Source organism: Nocardia fodinahabitans (assembly GCF_052983615.1).
This window is the reverse complement of sequence record NZ_JBRJJC010000001.1, coordinates 7,390,419-7,414,788: the sequence shown is the minus strand read 5'-3', so window position 1 is coordinate 7,414,788 and position 24,370 is coordinate 7,390,419. Positions and strand designations below refer to the sequence as shown.

The window sequence follows — 24,370 nt, the reverse complement described above, 5'->3', positions numbered from 1 at the left end:
AAGGTGGACAACGACAGTGGCACGCCTGCTGACCCAACGCGAGATCCTCACCGAACTCGAGCCAGTTGCCGAGATCGCGGTGAACAAGCACCTGGCCTTGGCCAAGGACTGGCATCCGCACGACTATGTTCCGTGGGACGTCGGCCGCAACTTCGCCGCCCTCGGTGGAATCGATTGGGAGCCAGGACAATCCACGCTGTCCGAGGTCGCCAGAGCGTCGCTGATCACGAACCTGCTGACCGAGGACAATCTGCCTTCCTATCACCGTGAGATCAGCGAGAATTTCTCCCGCGACGGTGCGTGGGGGACCTGGGTCGGCCGGTGGACTGCCGAAGAAGCTCGCCATTCCATCGTCCTTCGTGACTATCTCGTCGTGACTCGTGGTGTCGACCCGGTCGCGCTCGAGAACGACCGGATGACGCATATGGGGGCCGGGTTCAGCGCGCCCACCGACCAGGACGTCGCCGGCGGGCCCGGATTCCTGTACTCGGTGGCGTATGTGTCGTTCCAGGAATTGGCCACCCGGGTCAGTCACCGCAATACGGCAGCCGTGTGCGCGGATCCGGTCGCCGACCGGATGCTCGCCCGGATCGCCGCCGACGAGAACCTGCACATGATCTTCTACCGCACCCTCTGCGGAGCCGCCCTGGATCTGGCGCCCGACCAGACCATCGATGCCGTCGCGGCCATCGTGCGCAACTTCCGGATGCCCGGCACCGGGATGCCGAACTTCCGCCGCCACGGCGTCCTCATGGCCAAGCACGGCATCTACGACCTGCGCCAGCATCTGGAGGAGGTGCTCCAACCGGTCCTGCGGCACTGGCGGATCTTCGAGCGCGACGACTTCGGTCCGGTGGGTGAGCGGGCACGCGACGATCTCGCGGACTTCCTGCACGACCTCGAAAGCACCCGCGTTCCCCGGTTCGAGGAGCAACGGGATCGGGCGCTCGCCCGGGCGAAGGCGTAGCGCCTGTCCGGGCGATACTGACGAGGAAAAGCAGAACGCCGGGAATAGTGTGGGGATCGGCGAGGCTTTCGCCCGGCTCGGTGTCGGATGTCTTGTCGCTCACGTCGGAGACCGAAGGGACCGGCTGATAAAGGCCATGCTCGTCATGACCGCCGGTCTCGATCGGGAAACAGAAAGGCGAACCATGACCCTGCATGCCGATCGGAATCGCCCTGTGGTCGTCGGAACCGACGGTTCCGAACAATCGTCGACCGCGCTTCGCTGGGCAGCGCGGTTCGCCGCGCACCACCGCGCGCCGTTGCGGATCGTCTACGTCATCGATGTCCCGGTGGAGTACGGCCCCGGACTCTCCGGCCCGCTCTTCGACCAGGAAAGGCTGCGTGAGCACGGCGAATCCGTGGTCGCGGCGGGAGCCGCGGCCGCCGCGGAGGTCGTCGGGCCGATCGACATCCCGATCGAGACTGTCGTGGCCACGGGCACGATCGTGTCGGCCCTGCGCCATCACAGCGCGTCGGCGCGATTGGTCGTCGTCGGTAGCCGAGGGCACGGCGCGATCCGACGCACCCTGCTCGGATCGGTCAGCACATCGCTCGCGCGGCACTCCGAGTGTCCGGTGGCGGTGATTCCCGAGGAGGAGGCCGATCCGGGCGGCAGTGTGGTGGTCGGTGTCGACGGCTCCGCGTGTAGTGCCGACGCGGTCGCGATCGCGTTCGAGGAGGCCTGCCTGCGCGGTGTCCGGCTGGTCGCGGTCCACGCGTGGTCGGAGTTCTTCCGGTACGACTCCCGCGCCATCATGCAGACCGAAGGTGAGGCGCTGCTGGCCGAGAGTCTGGCCGGGTACGCCGAGAAGTACCCCGATGTGGAGGTCGGACGCGTCGTGGTCGAAGACAAACCCGCCAGAGCGGTCCTCGACTCGTCCGCCACCGCGCAACTCGTGGTGGTCGGCAGCCACGGCAGGGGAGGGTTTTCGGGGATGACTCTCGGATCGGTCGCCCAGGCGGTCCTGCACGGCGTGGCCTGCCCGCTGATCGTCGCCCGGTGCGGAGCCGGAGCCGACTGACGATCCCGGCACCAGCACTGCCCGTCGATCGTGAGAGGGAGGCCATGAGATGCCGGCACGTCATGCTGCCCCCGTCGTGGTCGGCGTCGACGGCTCGGACGCGGCGCTGACCGCCGTCCGATGGGCCGCGAAGACCGCCGCGCTGCGGCAGGCACCGCTGCATCTCGTCCATGCGATGAGTTCGGGCTGGGATCTCGGGGAGCGACTGGGCGTCGTGGGTCTGCACAACCAGCGCTTTCACGACGAGGGTGCGGCGGGGCTGGCGACGGCCGAACGCGTCGCCCGGTCGGCGGCCGGACCTCTCACCGTCCACCGGTTCCTGGTCCGGCCATCGCCTGTCGCGGCGCTGCGGCGCCGCGCGCGCAAGGCCGAGGTCATCGTCGTCGGCAGCCGAGGTCTCGACAGGTTCGAACGCACGGTGCTCGGTTCGGTCAGCGGTGTGCTCGCTCGCCGTCTTGCGTGCCCCTTGGCGGTGGTGCCGGATACCGGCTCGCCCGCCGCGGTGCGGGATCTGCCGGTGCTGGTCGGCGTCGACGGCTCACGAGGTAGCAGTCGCGCTCTCGACCATGCCGTCGAGGAGGCGTCCCTGCGTGGAGTCGGGCTCGTCGCGTTGTTCGTGTGGGCCGAGCCCGACCCTGGTATCAGCTGGGCTGACATGCCAGAACATTGCCGCCGGCTGCTGTCGGAGCAACTCGTCGGCCTCCACGAGAAGTATCCCGACGTCGCCGTCACCCGCGTGGTGGACCATGCCGATCCGGTCCCGCGACTGCTCGACGAGTCGACGCGGTCCCAGCTGATCGTCCTGGGTAGCCACGGCCGCAGCGGCTTCACCCGAAACACCCTCGGATCGGTCAGCAGGGCAGTCCTGCATGACACCCAGGTACCGCTGCTGCTCGTCGGTCACCGCCGGTGAGGCCACCGAGCGGGGGCCTGCCTCGGCCGCTGGGATCTGGATAGTTGTGCCCTATTATGCGAATATCTACTCCACTCAGGCGGCGGGAGGCTCGGTGCCATCGGACAGGGCGGAGCCCGGCGATGCTTCCCCACCCACGCATCGAGTCGTTTCCGTGCTCGAATTTCTCGCCGGCGCTGACGCGCCGCAGACCTCGGCGCAGATCGCCGATCATCTCGAGCTGAGTCGCTCGACGGTCGGCAATGTGCTCTCCGCCTTGCGCAGCCGCGAGTGGGTGAGCCGGCGTGGCGACCTGACCTATGAGCTCGGCCCCGCGTTCTTGCGCACCGCCGACCGGGAACGGGGCAAATTCGCCGGGGGTTCCTCGTTGCGCGCTGTGCTGGAAGATCTGGCGCGCGAAGTGGATTGCGGAGTCGCGCTGGTCGTGGTCGACGGCGCCGAGATCCGGTTCACCGAGGTCGTCGAGAACCGTGGCCGGATCCCGGCCGGCATCTCGGTCGGCACCCGATTGCCGCTCATTCCGCCCGCGGCGGCGACGCTCGTCGCCCACTCCGGTGATCCGGTCCGGCAAGCCTGGCTCGCGGCGGCCGCGCCGGACGAGCGGGCGGATTACGGGCGGCTTTTCGCCGACATCCACAGCGTCGGTGCCGCGGTGTGGGGGGTCGACTCTCGCAGCGTGGCCACGCTCGACGTCCTGGCCGACGTCGTCGAACACCTGGCGCACGACCCGGTCAGCCGCACGTTGCGCGAACGGGTCCTCGGGCTGCTCGGCGAGATCAGCGGCACCGCCTACCGCCCCGGCGAACTCGATACCGAGGCGGCACTGCCGATCAGCTACGTCTCGGCCCCCGTCATCGGCCCGGACGGAATCGCCTCGGCGGAGGTGATCGTCGGCCCCATGCGCTCGGCGGTGACCCGATCCGAACGCGACCGCTACGTGTCCGCAGTGATCGCGGCGGCGAAAGCGCTGTCCGGCCTACGCTGACGCGTCTCCGCTCACATCGATTCCTTCGTCGACTCCCAGGTGGCTCCCCTTCCGCCGCGTCATCGGGATCGAATCTCCCCGCCGCGCAGGGTCCTTGCTATCGCAGCCGTGCTCACCTACCCTGCGTGCTATCCGAATATTCGGTTGAGTTCGTTCGAATATTCGTTTCGCGACGAGTTCTTCGATGAGCGAGCGCGTCGACATCAGGAATCAGGGAGTCGCCCGTGTTCGAGAAGTCGGGTCGCATCGCCGCGACCGCCGCGCTGAGCCTGACCGTGTTGCTCACGGTCGCCACCGGAACCGCCGCCGCGGGCTTCGGTTCGCTACCGCCCGCGAATCCGCATCTCGGCCCGCCGGGAACCGCGACCATGCACGGCGATGCCGAATCTTCCGACGCGACGCCGTTCGCGGGTCCGGGAACCGGAAACATCGACAGTGACTTCCGCGAACTCGCCGCCGCGTGCCCGACGATTCTGCAAGGCGCGGACGGCATGCCGCAGGCGTTGTGCACCAAGATCATCGACCGGGCGCCGAAGGTGTTCCTGCTCGACCCCGGCACCGGACAGCCGCTGGCCTCGCTCGATCTGACCAAGGGGAGTCTGCTCGGCGGCGTGTACGCCTATCTCGACAGCAGCGACCGCATGGTCACCGTCGACGGCAGCGGTCAGTTGTTGCGGATCGGCCACCGCAAGGACGGTGATGACTGGAAGGTCTTCGTCGAGACGAAAACCGATATCGCGCAGGCTGTCACCGGACATTGCGGCGGTGGGGACTGCGACGCGGTGAGCTCGGTCATGCCCGACTTCGACGGCCGGGTGTGGTTCGCCACCGACAACGCGGCGGCGGGGTACTACGATCCGGCGACCGGCGCGGCCCGCTCGATCGTGCTCGGCTCGGGGGAGAAGGTCGCCAACAGCATTTCCACGGCACCCGAGGGCGTCTCCATCGCGACCACGCATGCGCTGTACCTGGTCGACGTGGACGAGACCGGTGGTCCCCGCATCGTGTGGCGCCAAGCCTACGATCGCGGTCCGGCCCGCAAGCCCGGTCAGCTGTCCTGGGGGACCGGCGCCACTCCCACCTTCTTCGGCCCCGGTAGCGGCACCGAGTACGTGGCGATCACCGACAACGCCGTGCCGAAGGAGAATCTGCTCGTATTCGACACCGCCAGCGGCGATCCGGTGTGCTCGGTGCCGGCGGTCAAGGGCACCGAGAACTCGCCGATCGGTTCCGGCAACAGCCTTTTCGTCGCCGACACCTACGGATACCCGTATCCGGCGGTACCGGAGGGCGCGGGCGACAGTGACCCCGCGCAAGCCCCGTTCACCGGTGGCATGGTCCGCGTCGATGTCACCGGCTCCGGCTGCCAGGTGAAATGGACCAATGATGCTCTGTCCGCGGCGGTTCCGCGCCTGTCGGTGGCCGACGGCAAGATCTACACCGTCACCCGCCACACCATCATCCCGACCGGCAGCGTCGGGGTGACCGACAGTTTCCGCTACGCCGTGATCGACGCCGCCACCGGGCGCATCGACACGGAGAAGCTCATCGGCGCGACGGCCGTGCACAACACCCTGCAAATGGTCGGCACCATCAGCCCTGACCGCACCCTGTATCAGGGCACGATGAGCGGGTTGTTCCGGATCGCACCCCGCTGAGCCGCCACAGGGGAGCCCGGCACAGGTATATGCGTGCCGCGCCTATCATCGGCAAATGTGCAGCTACAGGTGAACGACCTCTACGGCGGGGTGGTGGGTACTGTCCTCGCCAGCGTCATGCTGGCGGCTGTTCCGCCTGATCAGACGCCGATGTACGCGGCGGCGTGGATCGTGGTGAGTGTGGCCATCGCGGCGGTGACGCGCAGCTACGGCCAGCATGTGTCGACTCACCAGGCGGGTTCCAGGTCGGGGTTCTGGGTCGATCTCGGTCGCACCATGCTCACGGGGATACCGCTGGTAATCGCGTGCGTGCCGACGCTGATCGTGCTGTTGCTCGCGCATTTCGCGGGGTGGAGCGACGATGTCTTCCACTCCGACGGGTCGGTGACTCCCGGTTACACGACGTTGGCGCTCGGCCTCAATGCGGTGATCCTTTTCGGCTGGGGCGTGGTGGCGGCGCGGGTGGGCGGATACTCCCGAGGGGGTGCCTGTGGGGTCGGTATCGCCAACACCACCATCGGACTGGTCGTCATCGTCGTCAACGTCATCCTCAAATAGCCCATTCGGCGTCGGCGTCCCTTCCTCGGCGGCGGGATTGCCGACGGGCGAGGCGCGCTACCGAAGCGCGCATTCCGTGGTGCCCGATCTAGAACACGTTCTACACTCCGGCCATGGACCTTGTCGCGATCGAGGAGATCAAGCGTCTCAAGCACCGCTACTTCCGCACACTCGACCTGAAGCTGTGGGACGAGTTCGCGGACTGCCTCGCCGAGGACGTGTCCGCCCGCTACGGCACTCAGGCCATGTCCGAGCCACTGCACTTCGACAATCGGGCCGATGTCGTGGCGTTCATGGGTAAGAACCTCGGGCCCGGGATCGTCACGATCCACATCGCCAACCATCCCGAGATCGATGTCGACGGCGATACCGCGAAGGGCTCCTGGGCGTTCGAGGACACCGTCCTCGTGCCGGGCGCGAAGGTGCAGATCCGTGGTGGCGGATACTATTCCGACACCTATCGACGCGATCCGGACGGGGTGTGGCGGATCGCCTCGACGCGCTACGAACGTATCTACGAGGCGATGACCTCGCTGGAAGACCTCCCGAGCTTCAAGCTGCTCGCCAACCGCTGGGATCCTTCGCTCGAGCACTGACCACCGGCACGCCACGGTGGGCGGATTGCCCCGTCACCGACGCGACTCCTCGTGCAGGATCGCGAGGAGTTCCTCCTCCAGCGCGACGAATTCAGGGGCGGTGATCGTGGCCAGCCCGCGTGGCCGCGGCAGGTCGATGCGCAGTTCGTGGCGCACCGTGGTGGGGCGCGCCGACAGGACGATCACGCGGTCCGACAGGTACACCGCCTCGCGGACGTCGTGGGTGATCATCAGGACCATCCACCGGTAGCGCTGCCAGACCTCCTGCAACCACGACTGCATCTCGGTGCGGGTCAGCGAGTCGAGCGCGCCGAAGGGTTCGTCGAGTAGCAGCAGTTCGCGCTCCTGGACGACGGTCCGCAGCAGCGCGGCCCGCTGTCGCATCCCGCCCGACAACTGGGACGGGCGGGCGTCCTCGAAACCGGACAGCCCGAAGACCGGGAACAGTGCGCGGGCGCGGCGCCGGGCCTCCGCTTTCGGGACACCCTGGACGCGCAAGCCGAGGATGGTGTTGTCGAGGATTGTTCGCCACGGGAACAGCAGGTCCTTCTGCGGCATGTAGGCGCAGTGCGACGCGGTGTCCTCGCCGTCGGCCGCGCGGAAGCCGACGCTGCCGGAGTCGGGCGTTTCGAGTCCGGCCAGCATGTTGAACACGGTGCTCTTGCCACAACCGCTCGGCCCGATGACGGTCACGAACTCGCCCGAGCGCACGGTGAACGACACCCCGCCCAGCACCTCGAGGTCCGGGCTGCGCCGTCCGGGCTGCGGAAACGACTTGGTGAGATGGTCGACGACGATCCGGTCGCCCTCGGCGTCAGGCACGTCGGCTCCTGTTCTGCGCTCGCGACCACGGCGCGACGAGGCGTTCGATCGCGAATGTCGACAGGTAGAGCGCGATGCTCAGCAGCGCCGTGACCAGCACCGCCGCCAATACCAGGTCGGTGCGGAACGAGTTCTTCTGCAGGCTCATATAGATGCCGAGACCGACGCTCGCGCCGACATACTCGGCGAACACCGCGCCGACGACCGCATAGGTGATCCCGATCCGCAGCGCCGTGAAGAACCGTGGCAGCGCGGACGGCAGTCGCACATAACGGAACTCCTGGAGCCGGGAGGCGCCCATGCTCCGCAGCAGCGCGCCCGCGTCACGGTCGGCCGCGGCGAATCCCTCGATCAGGCCGATGGCCATGGGGAAGAAGGTGACCAGCGCGACCACCAGGATCTTCGGCAGGAGCCCGAATCCGAACCAGATGATCATCAACGGTGCGATCGCGACGATCGGCACGGTCTGCGACGCGACGAACAGCGGCACCAGCGCCCGCCGCAGCCAGGGTGAGAAGTCGACGATCACCGCCAGCACCCACGCCAGACTCAGCGACACCGCGAACCCGGCCAGCGTCACCTGCAAGGTGGCGGCCGCGTGGGTCATGATCTCGTCCCGGTGCGCCCACCCCTGCTGGACGACCCGCAGCGGTGACGGCAGCACCTGCGGACGGACACCGCTGCTCGTGACGTACACCTGCCAGATCGCGACGAGCACCGCCACCGTGACGAACGACGGCACCGCCCACCGGATCCCTGCCCAGCGGGCCGTCCCGTCGTCGTCGCCGGCGGTGGGCAGCGGCGACGCGGCTACGGACAGCTCACTGGTTGGTGAGGTACTCATTGGTGAAATAGGTCGACCAGTCGGGTTCGGCGGTCAGTGGCTTTCCGTCGGGGCCGGTCAGCAGACCACCCCGGTACAGGAAGCCGGAGTTCGCCGACCACTGCTCCACGGTCTGGGTGCCCACCCGGCCCTGGGCGTCCTTCATGAACTGCTCGGCCAGCATGCGCTGGCTCTCGAAGACCAGCTTCTCGTCGTTGAACGCGCCCGGGTTGGCGTCGATGAGGTCCTGGGCCGCCGCGTCCGGGTTGTCGGCGGCGAACTGGTAGCCGCGTTGCAGCGCCTGCACGAATGTCGCGGCGCGGTCCGGGTTCCCGGCCAGCCAGCCCTCGTTGGCGTCGATCACGATCGCGTAGGAGTCCGGGAAACCGAAGTCGGTGTAGCGGAAGTACCGCATCGGGGTGCCGTGGTGTTCGGCTTCGATCCCTTCCCACGCCAGATACGAGACGGTGAAGTCGGCCTTGCCGGAGTAGACCGCTTCGTAGGCCGACGAACCCAGCGTCACCGAGGTGAAATCGCCGGTGCCGCCGTCGTTGCGGATGACCTGCTGGAGTGCCTCCAGCTCGCCGGGGTCGCCGAAACCGGCGTAGGTCTTGCCGTCGAGGTCCTTCGGCCTCGCGAGGTCGGCACGGTCGGCGCGCACCCCGATGCCGGTCGCCCAGTGCTGCAGCGGGGCGAGCACCGACTTGACCCGCGCACCCGCCGCGCGGGCGAAGGTCGACGAATTGTGTGTGCTGATCCCGAATTCCGCATTTCCGGCATCGACCATCGTGTCGACCGACGTGTTGTTGTACGGCAGGACCTGCACATCCAGCCCGGCGTCGGCGAAGTAACCGCGCTGCACCGCGACGTAGAGCCCGGCGTGGTTGGTATTCGGCGTCCAGTCCAGCGCGAAGCGGATGGTGTTGTCGGAGCCGCCGCCCGAACCGCAGGCGGTGAGCAGCGACAGGGTCGCGACGGTGGTTGCCATGACCGCGAGCGCGCGGCGCAGACGCCCGCTCACGCGGCAGGCCAGTGCTGCGGATGCAGGGCGGTGTCCCAGAACATCAACTCGTAACGCACGGCGTGGGTGAAGGCCTTCGCCATCGCCGCCCGCTCCTGCTCGCTCGCCGACTCGGCAGCGGCGTCGACCAGCGATCGAGCCGTGGCCGCGGACTGCTGGAACTCGGCCGCGCCGTAGGTGGTGACCCACTGGGCGTACGGGTGGTCGGGGTCGGCGGCGATCACCTTCGCCGCGGTGTCCGCGAGGTCGCGTCCCACCTCGGCATAGATCCAGAAACACGGCAGCGCCGCCGCCGCGGCGACGGCGTAGGACTCCGTCGCGGCGGCGGCGATCAGGAAGGAGACATAGGCCAGGCACGTCTGGGAGTGCTCCGGCTCGCCCTGCCGCGGGGGCAGCGCGCCACCGGTGAGCATCTGCTCGTGCATGGCCGACTCGACAGCGGCGGCGTTCGCGGACGAGGTCGCCCAGAAGGTCGCGGTCTGCGGGTCCGGCGACTTGGCGGCGAGCATCGCCAGCGCCTTCGAGTACCCGGTGAGATATAGCGAATCCTGCTCGATGTAGGTGCGGAACACCTCGAGCGGCAACGTGCCCGCGCCGAGGTGCCGCAGGAATTCCAGATCGTCGATCGCCCTGCGCAGGACTTTGGTCCGGTCCCAGAGGTGATCGGTGAACAGGCTTGTATTCGTGGTGTGGGCGGGCAACACCGTGACATCCCTTCGTCAGCATTACCTGAACAGGTTCAGCGGGTCTGTTCTCAGCCTCGCGGTCGCGAGACACCCCGTGTCAGAACTCGACCGACACTAGCAGCGACCCCCGACACGCGGTGTACGCCCGGTTCCGCGCGGAGCCCGGTCACGGTGGTACGTGTCCGGCCGCGGAACGGCACCCAGTAACTTGGCTGCCAAGGAAGCCGTCCTCCGCACCCGTCGGACCCGTCGAACGAAGAGAGCTGATCAATGTCGACCTCTAGCGCGCGTGCGCAGATCGGTGTCACCGGCCTGGCCGTGATGGGCAGCAACATCGCCCGTAACTTCGCCAAGCACGGCTACACCGTCGCGCTGCACAACCGTTCCGTGGCCAAGACCGACGCGCTGCTCGCCGAGCACGGCGGTGACGGCGACTTCGTCCGCACCGAGACCGTCGAGGAGTTCGTCGCGGCGCTGGAGAAGCCGCGGCGCGTGTTGATCATGGTCAAGGCCGGCGAGGCGACCGACACCGTCATCGAGGAGCTGGCCGCCGCGATGGAGCCGGGCGACATCATCATCGACGGCGGCAACGCCCTCTACACCGACACGATCCGCCGCGAGGCCGCCATGGCCGAACGTGGCCTCAACTTCGTCGGGGCGGGCATCTCGGGCGGCGAGGAGGGTGCGCTCAACGGTCCCGCGATCATGCCGGGCGGACCGAAGGAGTCCTACGAGTCGCTCGGTCCGCTGCTGGAGTCGATCGCGGCGCAGGTCGACGGCACACCGTGCTGCACCCACATCGGCCCCGATGGTTCCGGGCATTTCGTCAAGATGGTGCACAACGGCATCGAGTACGCCGACATGCAGCTGATCGGCGAGGCCTACCACCTGTTCCGGGACGCGCTCGGTTTCGACGCCGGACAAATCGCGGACGTGTTCACGCGGTGGAACTCCGGGGACCTGGAGAGCTACCTGGTCGAGATCACCGCGGAGGTGCTCGCGCAGGTCGACGCGAAGACCGGCAAGCCGCTGGTCGACGTCATCGTCGACGCTGCCGAGCAGAAGGGCACCGGCCGCTGGACGGTCAAGTCCGCGCTCGATCTCGGGGTCCCGGTGACCGGCATCGCGGAGGCGGTCTTCGCCAGGGCGCTGTCCGGTTCCCGGGCCCAGCGCAAAGCCGCGGTGGGTCTCGCCTCGGGCACCCTCGCCGACAAGCCCACCGATGTCGAGCAGTTCACCGAGGACATCCGGCAGGCGCTGTACGCGTCCAAGGTCGTCGCCTACGCACAGGGCTTCGACCAGATCGCCGCGGGCAGCGCCGAGTACGGCTGGGATCTGCGCCCCGGCGACCTGGCGACGATCTGGCGCGGCGGCTGCATCATCCGGGCTCGGTTCCTGAACCGGATCAAGGACGCCTACGAGCAGGACCCCGCCCTGCCGAGCTTGATTCTCGCGCCGTACTTCCGCGAGGCCATCGAGACGGCGATCGATAGCTGGCGGCGCGTGGTGTCCACCGCCACCCTGCTCGGCATCCCGGTCCCGGCGTTCGCGTCCTCGCTGTCCTACTACGACGCGCTGCGCGCGGAGCGCCTGCCTGCCGCACTCACCCAGGGCCAGCGCGATTTCTTCGGCGCACATACCTACGAGCGCATCGACGCAGAGGGCAAATTCCACACGCTGTGGAGCGGTGACCGCAGCGAGGTGACCGCGGGCTGAACGCCCGCCATCCAGCCGCAGGCTCAAATCCTGTCAGCCCGATAGGCAGAAACCCCTCCTGCGTTACTGGACCATCCCGACCTGCGGGTGTCCGGACGGGGCTCAGCTGTCCGGTGTGGCCTCGTGGCCGGGCCTGCCGTGGGAACGGCGAGCTTCTTTCATCTCGGCCTCGTACAGATGAGTGCGACCATCGACGAGCTCGTCGCGGATCTCGCGCTCGATCTGCCGGAAACGCGCGTAGTAGCCCTCGTCGTATTCCTCCACGATCTGGAAGGTCCACCGGCCGGGCAGCACGTTGCGGCCGACCAGCTCGGTGGCGAGCTTGTCGGCGAGTTGGTGGTGACCGGCTTCGCGCAGCATGTCCACCGCTTCACCGAGGGCGAGATCGGCGCCACCGGTGAGCTGGTGGAAGCTGTAGAGGTGCCCGCGGGCACGTTCGGTGGTCTCCAACGCCTCGGACAGCTTGCCCACCGCGGCCACGGTCGCCGTGTCGACGCCGTCGGGTCGGCGGTGCCGCTCGGCGGGCTGCTCGTTGTCGGTCATAGCCAGAAGGCTATCGCCGGTGTAGTGCTGCCCGCCGCAATCCGGACAGCCGTCGTGGCCGGTCCGGTGGACAAGCGCCTACGGGGAGGACGCGTGCGTCGACCAGGACCAGCCGCGCGCTCGGCCCGTAGGCCAGTGACGGGTTTCGGTCATCGCGGCAGCATGACTCGCGGCTCGGTGAGTAGTTCCAGCGCGGGAATCCCGACTGGTTCGTCGGCGAGGAGTGGAACGACTGCCAGGCGTGGCGTGTACTTGTTCCGCACGGCGTCGACATGTGGGCGCTCGGTGGCCGCGCGATGCCGCAGGAGAGCGTTTGCCGGGTGCGCGGCGGCCAGGGAGTTGTTGATCACCCAGGCCCAAGGGTGAATGCCGGCTCGCTCGAACTCGGCCTGCAGGCCCGCGGCTTCGAGGACGGGTGTCGTCTGCGCGAGTGTGACGACGATGACCTTGGTCTGGTCCGGGTCCTGCAAGCGCATCAGCGGGGTGGTGTAGCGCGAGTTCTCCAGCTGCCGGGCAACCTCGCGATGGTAGGAGCCGGTGGCGTCGAGCAGCAGCATCGTGTGTCCGGTAGGCGCAGTGTCGACGACGACGATCTTCTTGCGTGATTCTCCGATGACCCGTGAGAACGCCTGGAATACCGCGACTTCTTCGGTGCAGGGCGAGCGCAGATCCTCGGCGAGCCGCGAACGTCCCTCCTCATCCAGAGCGGCGCCCTTGGTAGCGAGCACATGTTCACGGTAGGCGTGGGTCGCCGCCACCGGATCGATACTGGACACCTGCAGTCCCGGCACCGAGCCGTGCAGGGTTTCGGTGAGGTTGCCAGCCGGATCGGTGGTCGTCAGATGCACCGGGTGCCCGCGGTTGGCGAGGGCGACGGCGATGGCCGCGGCGACGGTGGTCTTACCTACACCGCCCTTACCTACGCACATGATCAGCCCGTGGCTCTGGACGCTGAGTTCGTCGACCAGATTCGCCAGCGGAGCCGTGATGCCGGCGATGTCCTCGGGGCGAGCCCGGTCGCCGGTGGGCCGAGTGATCACAGCCCGGTCGAACAGCGATCGCAGCGCACGCACTCCGACCATATCCGTCGCCTGGAGTTCGACCACATCACGCGGTAGTCCACGCAGTTCGGCGGGGAGGGCAGCGATGGCTTGTTGCTCGCGTCGGTAGATGGCGTCGTACAGGTCGTCGTCACCGGCGGGAGCCGGTAAGACACCGTTGAGCACGACGAACTGATGGGTCAGGCCGATCGCGGCGAGCTCTCGGTGGGTGCGCGCGATCTCCTGCAGGGTCGATGTCTGCGCCCGCGCGACGAGTACCAACCGAGTCCGGTGGGGGTCGGTCAGCGCCGCAACCGCCGCGGCGTAGACGGCCCGCTGCTTCTCCAGGCCCGACAGCGGTCCGAGGCAGGACGCGTCGCCCCGGCCGGTGTCCAGGAACTCTGTCCACGAACCCGGGAGTTGCAGTAGCCGGATGGTGTGCCCGGTAGGGGCGGTGTCGAACAGGACGTGATCGAATTCGGCGCCCATGCCGTCGGCGCCGGCGAGCAGTTCGGTGAACTCGTTGAACGAGGCGATCTCGGTAGTGCACGAACCCGACAATTGCTCGGTGATCGACTCGACCTCGGCGTCGGAGAGCACACCGCGCAGCGGACCGACGATGCGTTCACGATATTGCTCGACTGCTTGCTCGGGGTTGATCTCCAGTGCCGACAGACCTGCGGCGGCGGGAATCGCGGTGATGGTGTTACCGATGGACAGCCCGAAGACCTGACCGATATTGGCGGCCGGGTCCGTGCTGACCAGTAGCACTCTCTTCCGGTGGGCCGCCAGTTCGATCGCGGTCGCGCACGCTATCGAGGTCTTGCCGACCCCGCCTTTGCCGGTGAAGAACAGGAAACGCGGCGGCGCCGTCGCGAAGCTCATCTCGGTCATGACGGCCTTTCGTAGGTGGGGACCTGCCATCCACCCTCCTGCTGGAGCAGCGGAGTATCACAGAGCAATTGGTCCCCTCGTGGGCGAATTCGTACTCCCGGCACACACTCACCGACCGTGTGCCGGGGCGAGTGACGAAAGTCCTCCGTATCTGTGCCCAATGCGCTGAGTGCACCGGCATTGGGGCCCTGTCCGCCCGTGCTCGGCTCGGTGAGTCTGATCAGGTGAGGCAGAAGGAGAACGCGATGGTGCAGAACACGGAGTCGTTGGACACGGGGGTTCGGATCTCGCTGGGGCGACACGTGTCCGCCGCGGCGACGGAGTACGCCCGGGAGAAGATCGCGTGGGCATTGCGGTATGCATCGGAGCCGGTCCTGGCGGTGCGGGTGCGGCTCGTGGGTCACGGGGACCCGGCGGCCGTCGATCCGATCGTGGCGCAAGCGAATGTGAACATGGCCGGAGTCGCGGTGCGGGTCCAGGTCACGGCCGCGACTACGCGCGAAGCCATCGATGCGCTCGCGGAGCGGTTGCGTGTGCGGCTGGAGCGTTTGTCACGGCGCTGGGAAGCACAGCGTGGCGGTGACCGCCAGCCCGCGGACTCGGCGGGCTGGCACCATGGTGGCCCCTCTCGGCCACGACTGCCCTATTTCCCCCGCCCCGTCGAGGAGCGTGAGGTTCTGCGCCGCAAGTCGTTCGCCCTGGCGGAGGAGACGTGTGACGAGGCGGCATTCGATATGTCGTTGCTGGACTACGACTTCCATCTGTTCACCGAATCCGGTAGCGGCGTCGACAGCGTGCTGTATCGGTCGGGACCGACGGGCTTTCGCTTGGCCCAACTCGACCCACGGCCCGATCAGGTGAGCCAGGGGGTGGTACCTGTCTCGATCAGTTCCGCGCGAGCACCGGTGCTCGGTGTCGACGCCGCCGTCGATCGGCTGGAGGTGACGGGGTGGCCGTTCGTGTTCTTCCGCGACCCGGAGCGGGGCCGCGGCCGGGTGCTGTACCACCGCTACGACGGGCACTACGGCCTGCTCACACCGGCGGTGGTGTAGATGCCGATCATCGACGTGGCGGGCCTGTCGGCGCGCGCCGCCGATCGCAAGGGAGGTGCGTCGTGACGGTTCTCGCGACGAGAACGGCACCGGTGGTGGAGCCGACCGGGTTCACGGCCACGAGAAGGCGCTGAGAGTGCCGGTCGAACCGGACGCGATCGTGGCACGGCTCCTCCGCTCCGGGGAGCCGTCCATCCGTTGGCGCACGCTCGTCGGTGTGCTCGGTCTGACACCTCGGGATCCCGCGGTCGCCGCGGCGACCGCAGCGGTACCGGGGAGCGAACGTGTCCGGCTGCTGCTCTCCGAGCGAGTCGCCGACGGCACGCTGCCCTTGCACCCCTACAACGCGAAATGGCGCGGTGCGCATTGGGTGCTTGTCGCCTTGGCCGAACTCGGGTATCCGGCGGGTGACGAGTCATTGGTGCCGTTGCGTGAGCAAGCACTGGATTGGGTGCTCTCGCCGGAGTACGAACGGCGACATATCGGCCGGGTCCGGGGACGGGATCTGCCGACGTTGCACGCATCGATCGACGGAAACCTGGTCTGGGCGCTGCTGCGGTTGGGGCTCGCCGACGAGCGGGTCGATCGCCTTGTCGCTCGTCTGCTGCGTGCTCAGTGGCCCGACGGCGGCTGGAACTGCGATCGGCGAGCCACCGGTCACGTGTCGTCGTTCGGTGAGAGCCTGGTCCCGCTGCGGGGCCTGAACGTCTATGCCCGCACCACCGGACATCCCGATGCCCGCGAGGCGGTCCTGCGCGCCTCCGAGCTGTTCCTCGGACGTCGCCTGTTCCGTCGCCGCGCCGACGGCTCCGTCATCGATCGAAGCTTTCTCCTGCTGCACTTTCCGTGCTATTGGCACTACGACATCCTGTTCGCACTGACCGTGCTGGCCGAGTCCGAGTTGATCAACGATCCACGCTGCACCGAGGCTCTCGACGCGCTCGAGGCGAAGCGGTTGACCGACGGCGGCTTTCCCGCCGAGGCAAAGTTCTATCGTGTCAGCTCCGCGCACCCCGGCGGTGGATCTTCGCTGGTCAGCTGGGGACCGACCAGTCACCGGTCATCGAACGAATGGGTGAGTTGCGCGGCGCTGACCGCGCTGACGGCGGCCGGGCGCGGTCAGGCGTCGCGAGTCGACACCGACCCGGAACGGTGAGCTACCGGCCGCCAGGTTCGGCCGGCGAGGAAGCGTTGTGGGGCACCAGGTCAGGCCGAAAGCTGGATGGTCAGGTCGTCGATGTAGGTGCGGAAGAGTTCCGCCATGTCGACGCGTTCGGGGTCGAGGAGCCATTGCAGTTGCAGGCCGTCCATCATGGCGGAGATCTGGCGGGCTACGGCGCGGGTGTCTATGTCGGCGCGGAAGGTTCCGTCCGTGACGCCGCCATCGAGCGCGTCGGCCAAGTAGGTCTCCAGGATTCGGTAGCGATCGACCACCCAGGCGCGGGCGGGGTGGTCGACGGTGACCGCTTCGCTGGTGACGACGGTGAAGAGCTGGACCAGGCCGGGGACGTGCATGTTGTGCTCGACCAGGCGAACCAGTTGTTGCAGAGCGTCTTTGCCGCGCAGTTGCCGGTCCATGCCGAGGCGGTCGTAGTCGAGGCGATCGCGGTAGGCCAGGACCGCGGCGAGGAGCGCCGCCTTGTTCGGGAAGTAGTGCAGCAGGCCGGTCTGCGAGAGTCCGCAGCGCGTGGCGATCTCGGCGATCGAGGAGTTGTGATAGCCGTTTGCGGCGAAGCTGGCGAGCGCCTGGTCGATGATCTGCTCGCGGCGGTCGTCGCCCCGTCTCCGGCGTTGGGGATGCGGCGTCATGAGGAGCGAGAGTAGTCCGAACAAAGGCGCCTGCACATCTGAAAGATAACAAGACGATAACGTAACTGAGTGCCCACTCGGTGGACTGGCTGTCTACTGGCACACTCGTGCCTGCCGTACAAGACCGTGGGAAGGACCGCCGATGACTCGGAGCACTGAGGCGCCGATCGAATCGATCACGCTGCGGGGTGGCGGGGGTGCGCTCGCCGGATGGGAGGTCACCCCGCCGGTCGGTACGCCGAACCTCGGCACCGTGGTGCTGGTTCCAGGCTTCACCGGCTCCAAGGAAGACTTCGAATTCCTGCTCCCGCCGCTCGCGGCGGCCGGGTATCGCGCGGTCGCCTACGACCAGCGCGGCCAGTGGCAGTCGGAGGGGCCCGACGATACCGCCGGCTACACCATGGCCGACTTCGTCGCTGACCTGCACGGCGTCGTCGATCAAGTGTCGCCGGACGCGCCCGTGCACCTGGTCGGCCACTCCTTCGGCGGCTACGTCTCCCGTGTCACCGTGGTCGAGACGCCCGCACGCTTCCGCAGCCTCACGCTGCTGGCTTCGGGCCCTTCCTCCGTCGAGGACATCAAGTTCCCGCCGCCGCAACTGGTGGCGCAGGTGGTGGAATCCGCCGGCCAGGAATTCCTCTGGCAGCAGATGAGCGATGCCATGGCCGCCGCCGGGCAGACGCCGTCGCCCGAGCGCGCCGAATTCCTGCACAGCCGTCTCGTGCAGACGAAGAAGGCGAACATCCTCGGCATTCTGCGGTGCATGGAGACCCCGCCGCTGGCCGATCCCGCCGCGCTGCGCGATGCCGGAGTGCCGCTGCTCGTCGCCTACGGCGACACGAACGACCTGTGGGACCCCGAGGTCCACGAAAAATTCGCTCGACAGTTGCAGGCCAGGACCGCGGTGTACCCGGGTGTCGGACATGTGCCGAACGAGGATGTCCCCGCACAGGTAACGGCCGATCTGGTGAACTTCTGGAAAGAACTGGCATGACCGACAACATCGGCGTCCTCCTGGCCGAGCTGGACCTGGAGGCCAAAATCCGGCTCATCTCCGGATCCAATATCTTCCGTTTCGCCGGCGACGAGAGCATCGGCCTGGCCGAGATGCCCGTCTCCGACGGCCCCTCCGGTGTGCGCGGCGAGACTTGGGACGAGCGCGACCCCTCGGTCAGCCTGCCGTCGGGCTCGGCGCTGGCGGCCACCTGGGATCGCGATCTGCTGGCCGAGATCGGCGGGCTCATCGCCGCCGAGGCGCGCCGCAAGAATGCGTACGCGGTGCTCGGCCCGACCATCAACCTGCACCGATCTCCCCTCGGCGGAAGGCATTTCGAATGCTTTTCCGAGGATCCGATGCTCACCGGTGAGATGGCCGCCGCCTATGTGACCGGCGTTCAGGGTCACGGCGTCAGCGCGTGTCCGAAGCATTACGTGGCCAATGACTCCGAAACCGAGCGCTTCACCGCCGATGTGATCGTCGACGACCGCACTTTGCGCGAGCTGTACCTGTATCCGTTCGAGCGGTCGGTCGACGCGGGCGCGTGGATGATCATGGACGGCTACAACTCGGTCAATGGCGTCACCATGACCGAAAACCCGCTGCTGGACGAGCCGTTGAAGGGCGAGTGGGGCTTCGACGGCGTGGTGGTCTCGGACTGGACCGCCGTGCGCTCCACCGAGGGTGCCGCCAAGGGCACCGATCTGGCCATGCCCGGTCCGTGGGAACTCTGGGCAGCGCCGCTGGTCGAGGCCGTCCGCAAGGGTGAGGTGCCCGAGGCCGCCATCGACGACAAGGTCCGGCGCATCCTGCGATTCGCGCAGCGGGTCGGCGCGCTCGACGGAACCCCACAGCAGCCGCCGGCTTTCACCGACGAGGCCGCCCGCCGACTGGTGCGTGACGCCGCCGCCAAGGCAATGGTGCTGGCCACCAATGACGGTGTGCTGCCGCTGGGTAAGCCCGCTCAAGTCGCCCTGCTGGGCGCGGCCGCGGCCCACCCCCGATTCGGTGGCGGTGGTAGCTCGACTGTTGTTCCGTCGCACACGAGTTCGCCGCTGCAGGGTCTGCGCGAGGTGCTGCCGGTGGTGTACACCCCGGGCGTTCACCTCAACGAGAACATGATCGCTGTGCCGATGGAGCTGGTCACCGATCCGGAGACCGGCACTGCGGGCGTGAACCTGCGCTTCCTCGACGGCGAGACGGTCCTGGATTCCGAGCACCGCACCGCGGGCCTTCTCATGCTCTTCGGCACGCCGTTCGCCATGCAGGCCAAGTCCTTCGAGATCCGTGGTCGCCTGCGCGCCGACGAGGCGGGGGAGTGGCGAATCGGTTTCGCGGGCGTCGGCACACTGCGCCTGGAGATCGACGGCGAGACCGTGCTCAGCGAGACCGTCTTCCCCGAGGGCGGCGATCCGGTCGAGATGTTGCTGAATCCGCCGCAGCGCTGGGTCACCCGTACCCTCGCCGAGGGCGACGAGGTCGATGTGCTCATCGAGCTGGTTCCCGCCCTCGACAAGGGACTGCCCGCCATGGGCGTCACCTTCGGCATCGGCCGCCCGCGCCGTTCCGTCGACGAAGAGTTCGACGCCGCAGTGGAATTGGCGCGCGACTCCGAAGTCGCCGTGGTCGTGGTCGGCACCACCGAGGCGATCGAATCCGAAGGCTACGACCGCACGGATCTATCGCTGCCCGGCCGCCAGGACGAACTGGTGGCGGCGGTGGCCGCGGTGAACCCGCGCACCATCGTGGTGGTGAATGCCGGTGCGCCGGTCGAGATGCCCTGGCGTGACGATGTGGCCGCCGTGGTGCTGGCCTGGTTCCCGGGTCAGGAATTCGGCGATGCGCTCGCCGATGTCCTCACGGGTGTGACCGAACCCGGTGGCCGCCTGCCCACCACCTGGCCCAGGGTCATGGCCGACGTGCCGGTACTGGACACCAAGCCCGCCGCCGACAATGCCCTGCCGTACACCGAGGGTATTCACATCGGCTACCGTGCCTGGCTGAAATCCGGTGTGGCCCCGGCGTATCCGTTCGGTCACGGTCTCGGCTACACCAGCTGGGAGCTCGTGGACCTGACCGTGGCCGGCCACACCGCCACCGTCACCGTCCGCAATACCGGCGAGCGTTCGGGCCGCCAGGTCGTGCAGGCGTACCTGTCCCGCGAGGACAGTGCCATCGACCGCCCGGTGCGCTGGCTCTCGGGCTTCGCCGCGGTCGAGGCCGACGCGGGCGAAACCGTCACCGCCACCATCGAATTGCCGCAGCGCTCCTTCGAGCACTGGACCGAACAGGGCTGGGCCGTCGAACCGGGCGCGTTCACCCTGCACATCGGCACCTCGGTTTCCGCGCTCCCGCTCACCGCGGAAATCATCTGATCACCCCTCGCCCACCCGGCGAGCCCTCCTCGTCATCCCGGCCGCGAATGTTCCGGGATGACGAGGAGTGGCGGGACCGGGACGGGCCTGCACTGCGATCACCCTCGATGAAGCCGCGCGTACTTCATTTCCACGCTCTTCTCACACCCTGGATTTCACCGTGGCTATCACTGTCTCGAGCACTCCCACCAAGGGATTGCTGCCCCTCCTGTTCGTCGGCAATGCCGCCATGTACGCGCTGTACTCCGGCGTCGGCGGTGTGCTGTTGCCCCTGCAGATCGAGGACATCGATCCGGCGAACAAAGTCGCCAACTTCGGGCTGGTCGCCGGCGTCGCCGCGGTCTTCGCGACCGTGTTCAACCCGGTCGCGGGTGCCCTGTCGGATCGCTCCGGCCGCCGCAATCCGTGGATTCTCGCCGGCGGGCTCGGTGCCGTCGCCGCCATGGCGCTGCTCGGCACTGTGCACACGGTGCTGCTGGTGGCCATCGCCTGGTGCGTGGGGCAGGCGGTCATGAATGTCTATCAGGCCGCCATCACCTCGGTCGTGCCGGATCGGGTGCCGCTGGAGCGCCGTGGAGTGGCTTCGGCGGCAGTGGGTCTCGGCATCCCGCTGGGAACCGTGATCGGCGTGGGGCTGGCCTCGGTCGCCGCCGACCGTTACAGCATCGGCTATCTCGCCCTGGGCGTGCTGGTCGCCGTGGCCGCGGTGCTGTTCACCGCCGGTGCGCGCGAACAGCGGATGCCACCCAAAGATGCTGTGCCCCTGCGTGAGCAGGCTGCCGCGTTCCTGAGTGTGTTGCGCGAGCACGATTTCCGCTGGGCGTTCATCGGCCGTGCCTTGCTCGTTCTCGGCTACTTCTGTGTGGTCGGCTACCAGCTCTATATTCTGCAGGACCATATCCGGCTGCCGGAGGGGATGAAAGCCGCGACCGCGGTGGCCGTCCTCGCGCCCATTTCCGCTGTGGGAATGACGCTGTCGACGGTGGTCGGCGGGGTGCTGTCCGATCGACTGGACCGGCGCAAACCCTTCGTGGCGATTTCCGCGCTGCTGGCCGCGGTGGCACTGCTGATTCCGGTGTTCAGTCCGACCTGGGGCGGCATGCTCGCCTTCGCCGTGCTCAACGGCTTGGCCTTCGGCTGCTTCATGGCCGTGGACACCGCCCTGGTCACCATGGTGCTGCCCAAGGCCGAGGACGCCGCCCGCGACATGGGCGTGCTGAATATCGCCAGCGCGGGCCCGCAGATCCTCGGACCGTTCGTGGCGTCGGCGGTGGTCGGCCTGGTCGGCTACTCGGCACTGTTCGTTCTCGGCGGTCTGCTCTCGGTGCTGGGCGCGCTCGCCGTCGCGCCGATTCGCTCCGTGCGCTGATCGGCCTTCCCGCGCATCCGCAGTCTCGCCCGCTGTCTGATCGCACGAAAATCTGTAACACGTTCTAGTCTGTAAACATGGATGTCACATACGAAGGCACGGCGAGGGAGCTCGACACCGATGCGGGAGTGCTGCGCTATCACGAAGCGGGCCAAGGTGATCCGCTGATCCTGCTGCACGGATCCGGTATCGGTGTGAGTGGCTGGAAGAACTTCCGGGGCAACCTGGCGCGTTTCGCCGAGCACTACCACTGCTACATTCTCGAGTTCCCGGGCTTCGGCATCAGCGACCCCGTCGAGGGAACACATCCGGTCCTGGCCGCCGGGGCCGCGGTGCTGCGGTTCATGGATGGTCTCGGCATCGATTCAGCCGCCATGGTGGGAAACTCCATGGGCGGTGTCGTCGGCATCAATCTCGCGATACACGCGCCCGAACGGGTCACCGGGCTGGTGTGCATCGGTGGCGTCGGGCCCAATATCTTCAGTGCCGGTCCGAGCGAGGGCACGCGTCTGTTGCAGGAGTTCGCGGATGACCCCAGCAGGGACAAACTGGTGCGGTGGCTGAATTGCATGGCCTACGACCGCGATCTGGTCACCGACGAAGTGATCGAGGATCGGTGGCAGGCCGCGATCGACCCGTCCTCCCATGCGTCGCTGGCCGCGATGTACGGGTCCAAAGCCTTCGAAGCGCAGAAGGCCATGGCCGCGAACAGTGCACCGTACTGGTCGATGATGCACAAGGTGCAGTGTCCGACCCTGTTGACCTGGGGCCTCGACGATCGGCAGAGCCCGCCCGACATGATGCTCGCGCCCATGCGGCTCATCCCGAATGCCGAGGTCCATGTGTTCCCGAAGTGCGGTCACTGGGTGATGATCGAGGCGAAAGAGGCCTTCGAAAGTGTCACGCTGGACTTTCTCCGACGCGCCGCCGGATAGCGAACGGCCGCAACGACTATCGGAGTTCTTCGGCCAGCCCGATGAGCAAGCCTCCCGGACCTCGGACGTAGCAGAGCCGGTAGATGTCCTCGTACCGAACGACTTCACTGCTGACGAGCTGCACTCCGTGCTTGTCGAGGCGGGTGAGCGTCTCGTCGATGTCGTCGACGGTGAACATGACGCGGAGGTAGCCCAAGGCGTTCACCGGGGCGTTCCGGTGATCGGCGATCACCGCTGGCTCGAGGAACCGCGAGAGCTCGAGCCGGCTGTGGCCGTCGGGGGTGCGCAGCATGGCGATCTCGACGCGCTGGTCGCCGAGCCCGGTCACGCGTCCGGCCCACTCACCTTCCACCATGGCTCGACCCTCGAGTTCGAGGCCGAGTTCGGCGAAGAACTCGATCGCGGCCGTGAGGTCTTCGACGACGATGCCGACGTTGTTCATCGTGACTGGCATGGGGTCATGGTAGAACCCGGCAGCTGTCCCCTGTGTCATTCGAGGCGTTCCGGCGAACAGACCTGCGCGATCGGTTTCGTCGAACACTGTCGGTGGACGTCCGCGCTATCGAGGCGACGGCGTTGCCGCTTCCTGGGGTCCACGCAATCGTGGTGTCGTGGAACGAGGTGTGCCGGTGTCCGTCTACGGCGTGGTCGGTTCGACCGGACGTAGCAGGGGGATCAGGTGGCGGGTGGCGAAGTCTCGAAGATCGTCGTCGCTGTTCAGGTAAGGCGGTGCCGCCGGGATCAGGACCAGTGAGTGCACCAGTCGCACGATGACCGCGGCGACGGTGTCGGCGCCGTCATCGCCGGGCCGGACGCCGATGCGCCGAGAAGGATCAACTCGTCGCCGAGTCGGTCACCTGGTGGCGGATGTACGGACTGTCCGATCGCGTGTTGGTTGCCGACTACGCCGAGTTCCATCGGTACTGGGAGCGGGTGATCGATACCGAACTCGAAGCCAACCCGACCACAGATTTCGCGTTCGCCTTGAACCGCCGCCGGATTCCCGCCCCGCCCGGCGTGCCAGAGCCGGTGTGGTCGGTGATCTGGCGGCCGGTGATGGCGATCAATCTCTGGCTCGCCGTGGCGCTGTTGCCGCCGCGCTGTCGTGAAATCCTGGATCTTTCGTGGCGTCGCCGTGACGACCTTGTGTTCCGGTACTTCGCCAGGGCTGTCGGCGCCGTGTGGCCGATGCTGCCTGTTCGCGTTCGCTATCTGCCCCGCGCCTATGCCGGAATTCGCCGTACCACAGCACCTCATGACAACCTCACAGGTCAGCCGGACGTGGTCAGTTCACGCGACATGCGGGATCCACGCCCAGCACCTGTGCGCTCGCTCGCCCCGAGTCCACTGCAAGCCCAAGGAGATCCCCTTCTTCGCCGCCTCCTTGGACTCATAGGCCTGGGATTGGGCGATGATCTCGCCGTTGCCTGCCTCGAGCCGCCACCGGAACTTGCCCGCCGCATCGGCGAAGATCTCGAACTTGCCCGCCATGGTCGCCTCACTTCGTTCGAAGGGAAATCGCACCTACCGGTGCAGACTGTGCCCGCAGCG

At 67.5% G+C, this 24,370-nt stretch carries 24 protein-coding genes, 1 pseudogene and 1 riboswitch; of the genes and pseudogenes, 15 read left to right on the top strand and 10 right to left on the bottom strand.

Going from position 1 to position 24,370, the window contains the following annotated elements; genetic code table 11:
* The first annotated feature begins 16 nt into the window (after positions 1 to 16).
* The 7 genes from NV348_RS34975 (at position 17) to NV348_RS34945 (ending at position 6,737) form a co-directional block, all read left to right on the top strand.
* Positions 17 to 967: an acyl-ACP desaturase gene (locus NV348_RS34975; RefSeq protein WP_447150760.1), complete on the top strand. Its 951-nt coding sequence runs from the start codon at positions 17 to 19 to the stop codon at positions 965 to 967.
* A gap of 214 nt (positions 968 to 1,181) precedes the next feature.
* Positions 1,182 to 2,027 carry a universal stress protein gene (locus NV348_RS34970; protein WP_447150759.1) on the top strand — a complete coding sequence of 282 codons (846 nt, stop codon included), beginning with the start codon at positions 1,182 to 1,184 and terminating at the stop codon, positions 2,025 to 2,027.
* Between the two features lie 49 nt (positions 2,028 to 2,076).
* The gene (locus NV348_RS34965) at positions 2,077 to 2,940 is read left to right on the top strand and encodes a universal stress protein (RefSeq protein ID WP_447150758.1); all 864 of its coding nucleotides are present in this window, start codon (positions 2,077 to 2,079) and stop codon (positions 2,938 to 2,940) included.
* A 154-nt stretch (positions 2,941 to 3,094) separates the two neighbouring features.
* The gene (locus tag NV348_RS34960; RefSeq protein ID WP_447150757.1) at positions 3,095 to 3,925 is read left to right on the top strand and encodes a helix-turn-helix domain-containing protein; all 831 of its coding nucleotides are present in this window, start codon (positions 3,095 to 3,097) and stop codon (positions 3,923 to 3,925) included.
* Positions 3,926 to 4,149: 224 nt separating this feature from the next.
* A complete protein-coding gene (locus NV348_RS34955; protein WP_447150756.1) occupies positions 4,150 to 5,583 on the top strand; it encodes a hypothetical protein in 1,434 nt (477 codons plus the stop codon).
* A gap of 57 nt (positions 5,584 to 5,640) precedes the next feature.
* Positions 5,641 to 6,141 carry a hypothetical protein gene (locus NV348_RS34950; protein WP_447150755.1) on the top strand — a complete coding sequence of 167 codons (501 nt, stop codon included), beginning with the start codon at positions 5,641 to 5,643 and terminating at the stop codon, positions 6,139 to 6,141.
* A 113-nt stretch (positions 6,142 to 6,254) separates the two neighbouring features.
* The gene (locus NV348_RS34945) at positions 6,255 to 6,737 is read left to right on the top strand and encodes a nuclear transport factor 2 family protein (RefSeq protein WP_447150754.1); all 483 of its coding nucleotides are present in this window, start codon (positions 6,255 to 6,257) and stop codon (positions 6,735 to 6,737) included.
* 33 nt (positions 6,738 to 6,770) lie between these two features.
* Here NV348_RS34945 and NV348_RS34940 read toward each other — a convergent pair whose 3' ends face one another.
* The 4 genes from NV348_RS34940 to NV348_RS34925 all read right to left on the bottom strand — a co-directional run bounded on the left by NV348_RS34940 (position 6,771) and on the right by NV348_RS34925 (position 10,107).
* On the bottom strand, positions 6,771 to 7,559 hold the full coding sequence (locus NV348_RS34940) for an ABC transporter ATP-binding protein (protein ID WP_447150753.1): 789 nt from the start codon (positions 7,557 to 7,559) through the stop codon (positions 6,771 to 6,773).
* Complete coding sequence (locus NV348_RS34935; protein ID WP_447151215.1) at positions 7,552 to 8,379, bottom strand: ABC transporter permease; 828 nt, start codon at positions 8,377 to 8,379, stop codon at positions 7,552 to 7,554. Before NV348_RS34935 ends, NV348_RS34940 begins: the two co-directional genes overlap by 8 nt.
* A 1-nt stretch (position 8,380) precedes the next feature.
* The gene (locus NV348_RS34930; protein ID WP_447150752.1) at positions 8,381 to 9,370 is read right to left on the bottom strand and encodes an ABC transporter substrate-binding protein; all 990 of its coding nucleotides are present in this window, start codon (positions 9,368 to 9,370) and stop codon (positions 8,381 to 8,383) included.
* A gap of 29 nt (positions 9,371 to 9,399) precedes the next feature.
* Positions 9,400 to 10,107, bottom strand: coding sequence for a TenA family protein (locus NV348_RS34925; protein ID WP_447150751.1), 708 nt, complete (start codon positions 10,105 to 10,107; stop codon positions 9,400 to 9,402).
* A riboswitch (TPP riboswitch) is annotated at positions 10,098 to 10,194 on the bottom strand. Its footprint overlaps the gene before it by 10 nt.
* Positions 10,195 to 10,359: 165 nt before the next feature.
* Here NV348_RS34925 and gnd point away from each other — a divergent pair.
* A complete protein-coding gene (gene gnd, locus NV348_RS34920) occupies positions 10,360 to 11,805 on the top strand; it encodes an NADP-dependent phosphogluconate dehydrogenase (RefSeq protein WP_447150750.1) in 1,446 nt (481 codons plus the stop codon).
* 102 nt (positions 11,806 to 11,907) lie between these two features.
* On the opposite strand, the gene NV348_RS34915 is transcribed toward gnd, so the two are convergent.
* The gene (locus tag NV348_RS34915; RefSeq protein ID WP_447150749.1) at positions 11,908 to 12,348 is read right to left on the bottom strand and encodes a hypothetical protein; all 441 of its coding nucleotides are present in this window, start codon (positions 12,346 to 12,348) and stop codon (positions 11,908 to 11,910) included.
* Between the two features lie 149 nt (positions 12,349 to 12,497).
* Positions 12,498 to 14,273: an arsenical pump-driving ATPase gene (arsA, locus tag NV348_RS34910; protein WP_447151214.1), complete on the bottom strand. Its 1,776-nt coding sequence runs from the start codon at positions 14,271 to 14,273 to the stop codon at positions 12,498 to 12,500.
* 254 nt (positions 14,274 to 14,527) lie between these two features.
* Between arsA and NV348_RS34905 the strand changes: the two genes are divergently transcribed.
* Complete coding sequence (locus NV348_RS34905; RefSeq protein ID WP_447150748.1) at positions 14,528 to 15,334, top strand: sigma 54 modulation/S30EA ribosomal C-terminal domain-containing protein; 807 nt, start codon at positions 14,528 to 14,530, stop codon at positions 15,332 to 15,334.
* A 136-nt stretch (positions 15,335 to 15,470) separates the two neighbouring features.
* Positions 15,471 to 16,490, top strand: a complete 1,020-nt coding sequence (locus NV348_RS34900; RefSeq protein WP_447150747.1) for a hypothetical protein — start codon at positions 15,471 to 15,473, stop codon at positions 16,488 to 16,490.
* Between the two features lie 50 nt (positions 16,491 to 16,540).
* On the opposite strand, the gene NV348_RS34895 is transcribed toward NV348_RS34900, so the two are convergent.
* On the bottom strand, positions 16,541 to 17,143 hold the full coding sequence (locus NV348_RS34895; protein WP_447150746.1) for a TetR/AcrR family transcriptional regulator: 603 nt from the start codon (positions 17,141 to 17,143) through the stop codon (positions 16,541 to 16,543).
* Between the two features lie 142 nt (positions 17,144 to 17,285).
* On the opposite strand from NV348_RS34895, the gene NV348_RS34890 reads away from it, so the two are divergent.
* From NV348_RS34890 to NV348_RS34875, 4 genes are all read left to right on the top strand, one after another.
* Positions 17,286 to 18,137: an alpha/beta fold hydrolase gene (locus tag NV348_RS34890; protein ID WP_447150745.1), complete on the top strand. Its 852-nt coding sequence runs from the start codon at positions 17,286 to 17,288 to the stop codon at positions 18,135 to 18,137.
* The gene (locus NV348_RS34885) at positions 18,134 to 20,515 is read left to right on the top strand and encodes a beta-glucosidase family protein (RefSeq protein WP_447150744.1); all 2,382 of its coding nucleotides are present in this window, start codon (positions 18,134 to 18,136) and stop codon (positions 20,513 to 20,515) included. The genes NV348_RS34890 and NV348_RS34885 overlap by 4 nt, the downstream gene beginning before the upstream one ends.
* 160 nt (positions 20,516 to 20,675) lie before the next feature.
* Positions 20,676 to 21,884, top strand: a complete 1,209-nt coding sequence (locus NV348_RS34880; RefSeq protein WP_447150743.1) for an MFS transporter — start codon at positions 20,676 to 20,678, stop codon at positions 21,882 to 21,884.
* 77 nt (positions 21,885 to 21,961) lie between these two features.
* Positions 21,962 to 22,819, top strand: coding sequence for an alpha/beta fold hydrolase (locus NV348_RS34875; protein WP_447150742.1), 858 nt, complete (start codon positions 21,962 to 21,964; stop codon positions 22,817 to 22,819).
* Between the two features lie 16 nt (positions 22,820 to 22,835).
* Here NV348_RS34875 and NV348_RS34870 read toward each other — a convergent pair whose 3' ends face one another.
* A complete protein-coding gene (locus tag NV348_RS34870) occupies positions 22,836 to 23,273 on the bottom strand; it encodes a VOC family protein (protein ID WP_447150741.1) in 438 nt (145 codons plus the stop codon).
* Positions 23,274 to 23,456: 183 nt separating this feature from the next.
* Complete coding sequence (locus NV348_RS34865) at positions 23,457 to 23,579, bottom strand: hypothetical protein (RefSeq protein ID WP_447150740.1); 123 nt, start codon at positions 23,577 to 23,579, stop codon at positions 23,457 to 23,459.
* Positions 23,580 to 23,650: 71 nt separating this feature from the next.
* On the opposite strand from NV348_RS34865, the pseudogene NV348_RS34860 reads away from it, so the two are divergent.
* Positions 23,651 to 23,983 (top strand): annotated as a pseudogene (locus NV348_RS34860) (oxygenase MpaB family protein); the annotation flags it as partial.
* A gap of 126 nt (positions 23,984 to 24,109) precedes the next feature.
* On the opposite strand, the gene NV348_RS34855 reads toward NV348_RS34860, so the two are convergent.
* On the bottom strand, positions 24,110 to 24,310 hold the full coding sequence (locus NV348_RS34855; protein ID WP_447150739.1) for a YegP family protein: 201 nt from the start codon (positions 24,308 to 24,310) through the stop codon (positions 24,110 to 24,112).
* Between the last annotated feature and the right edge of the window lie 60 nt (positions 24,311 to 24,370).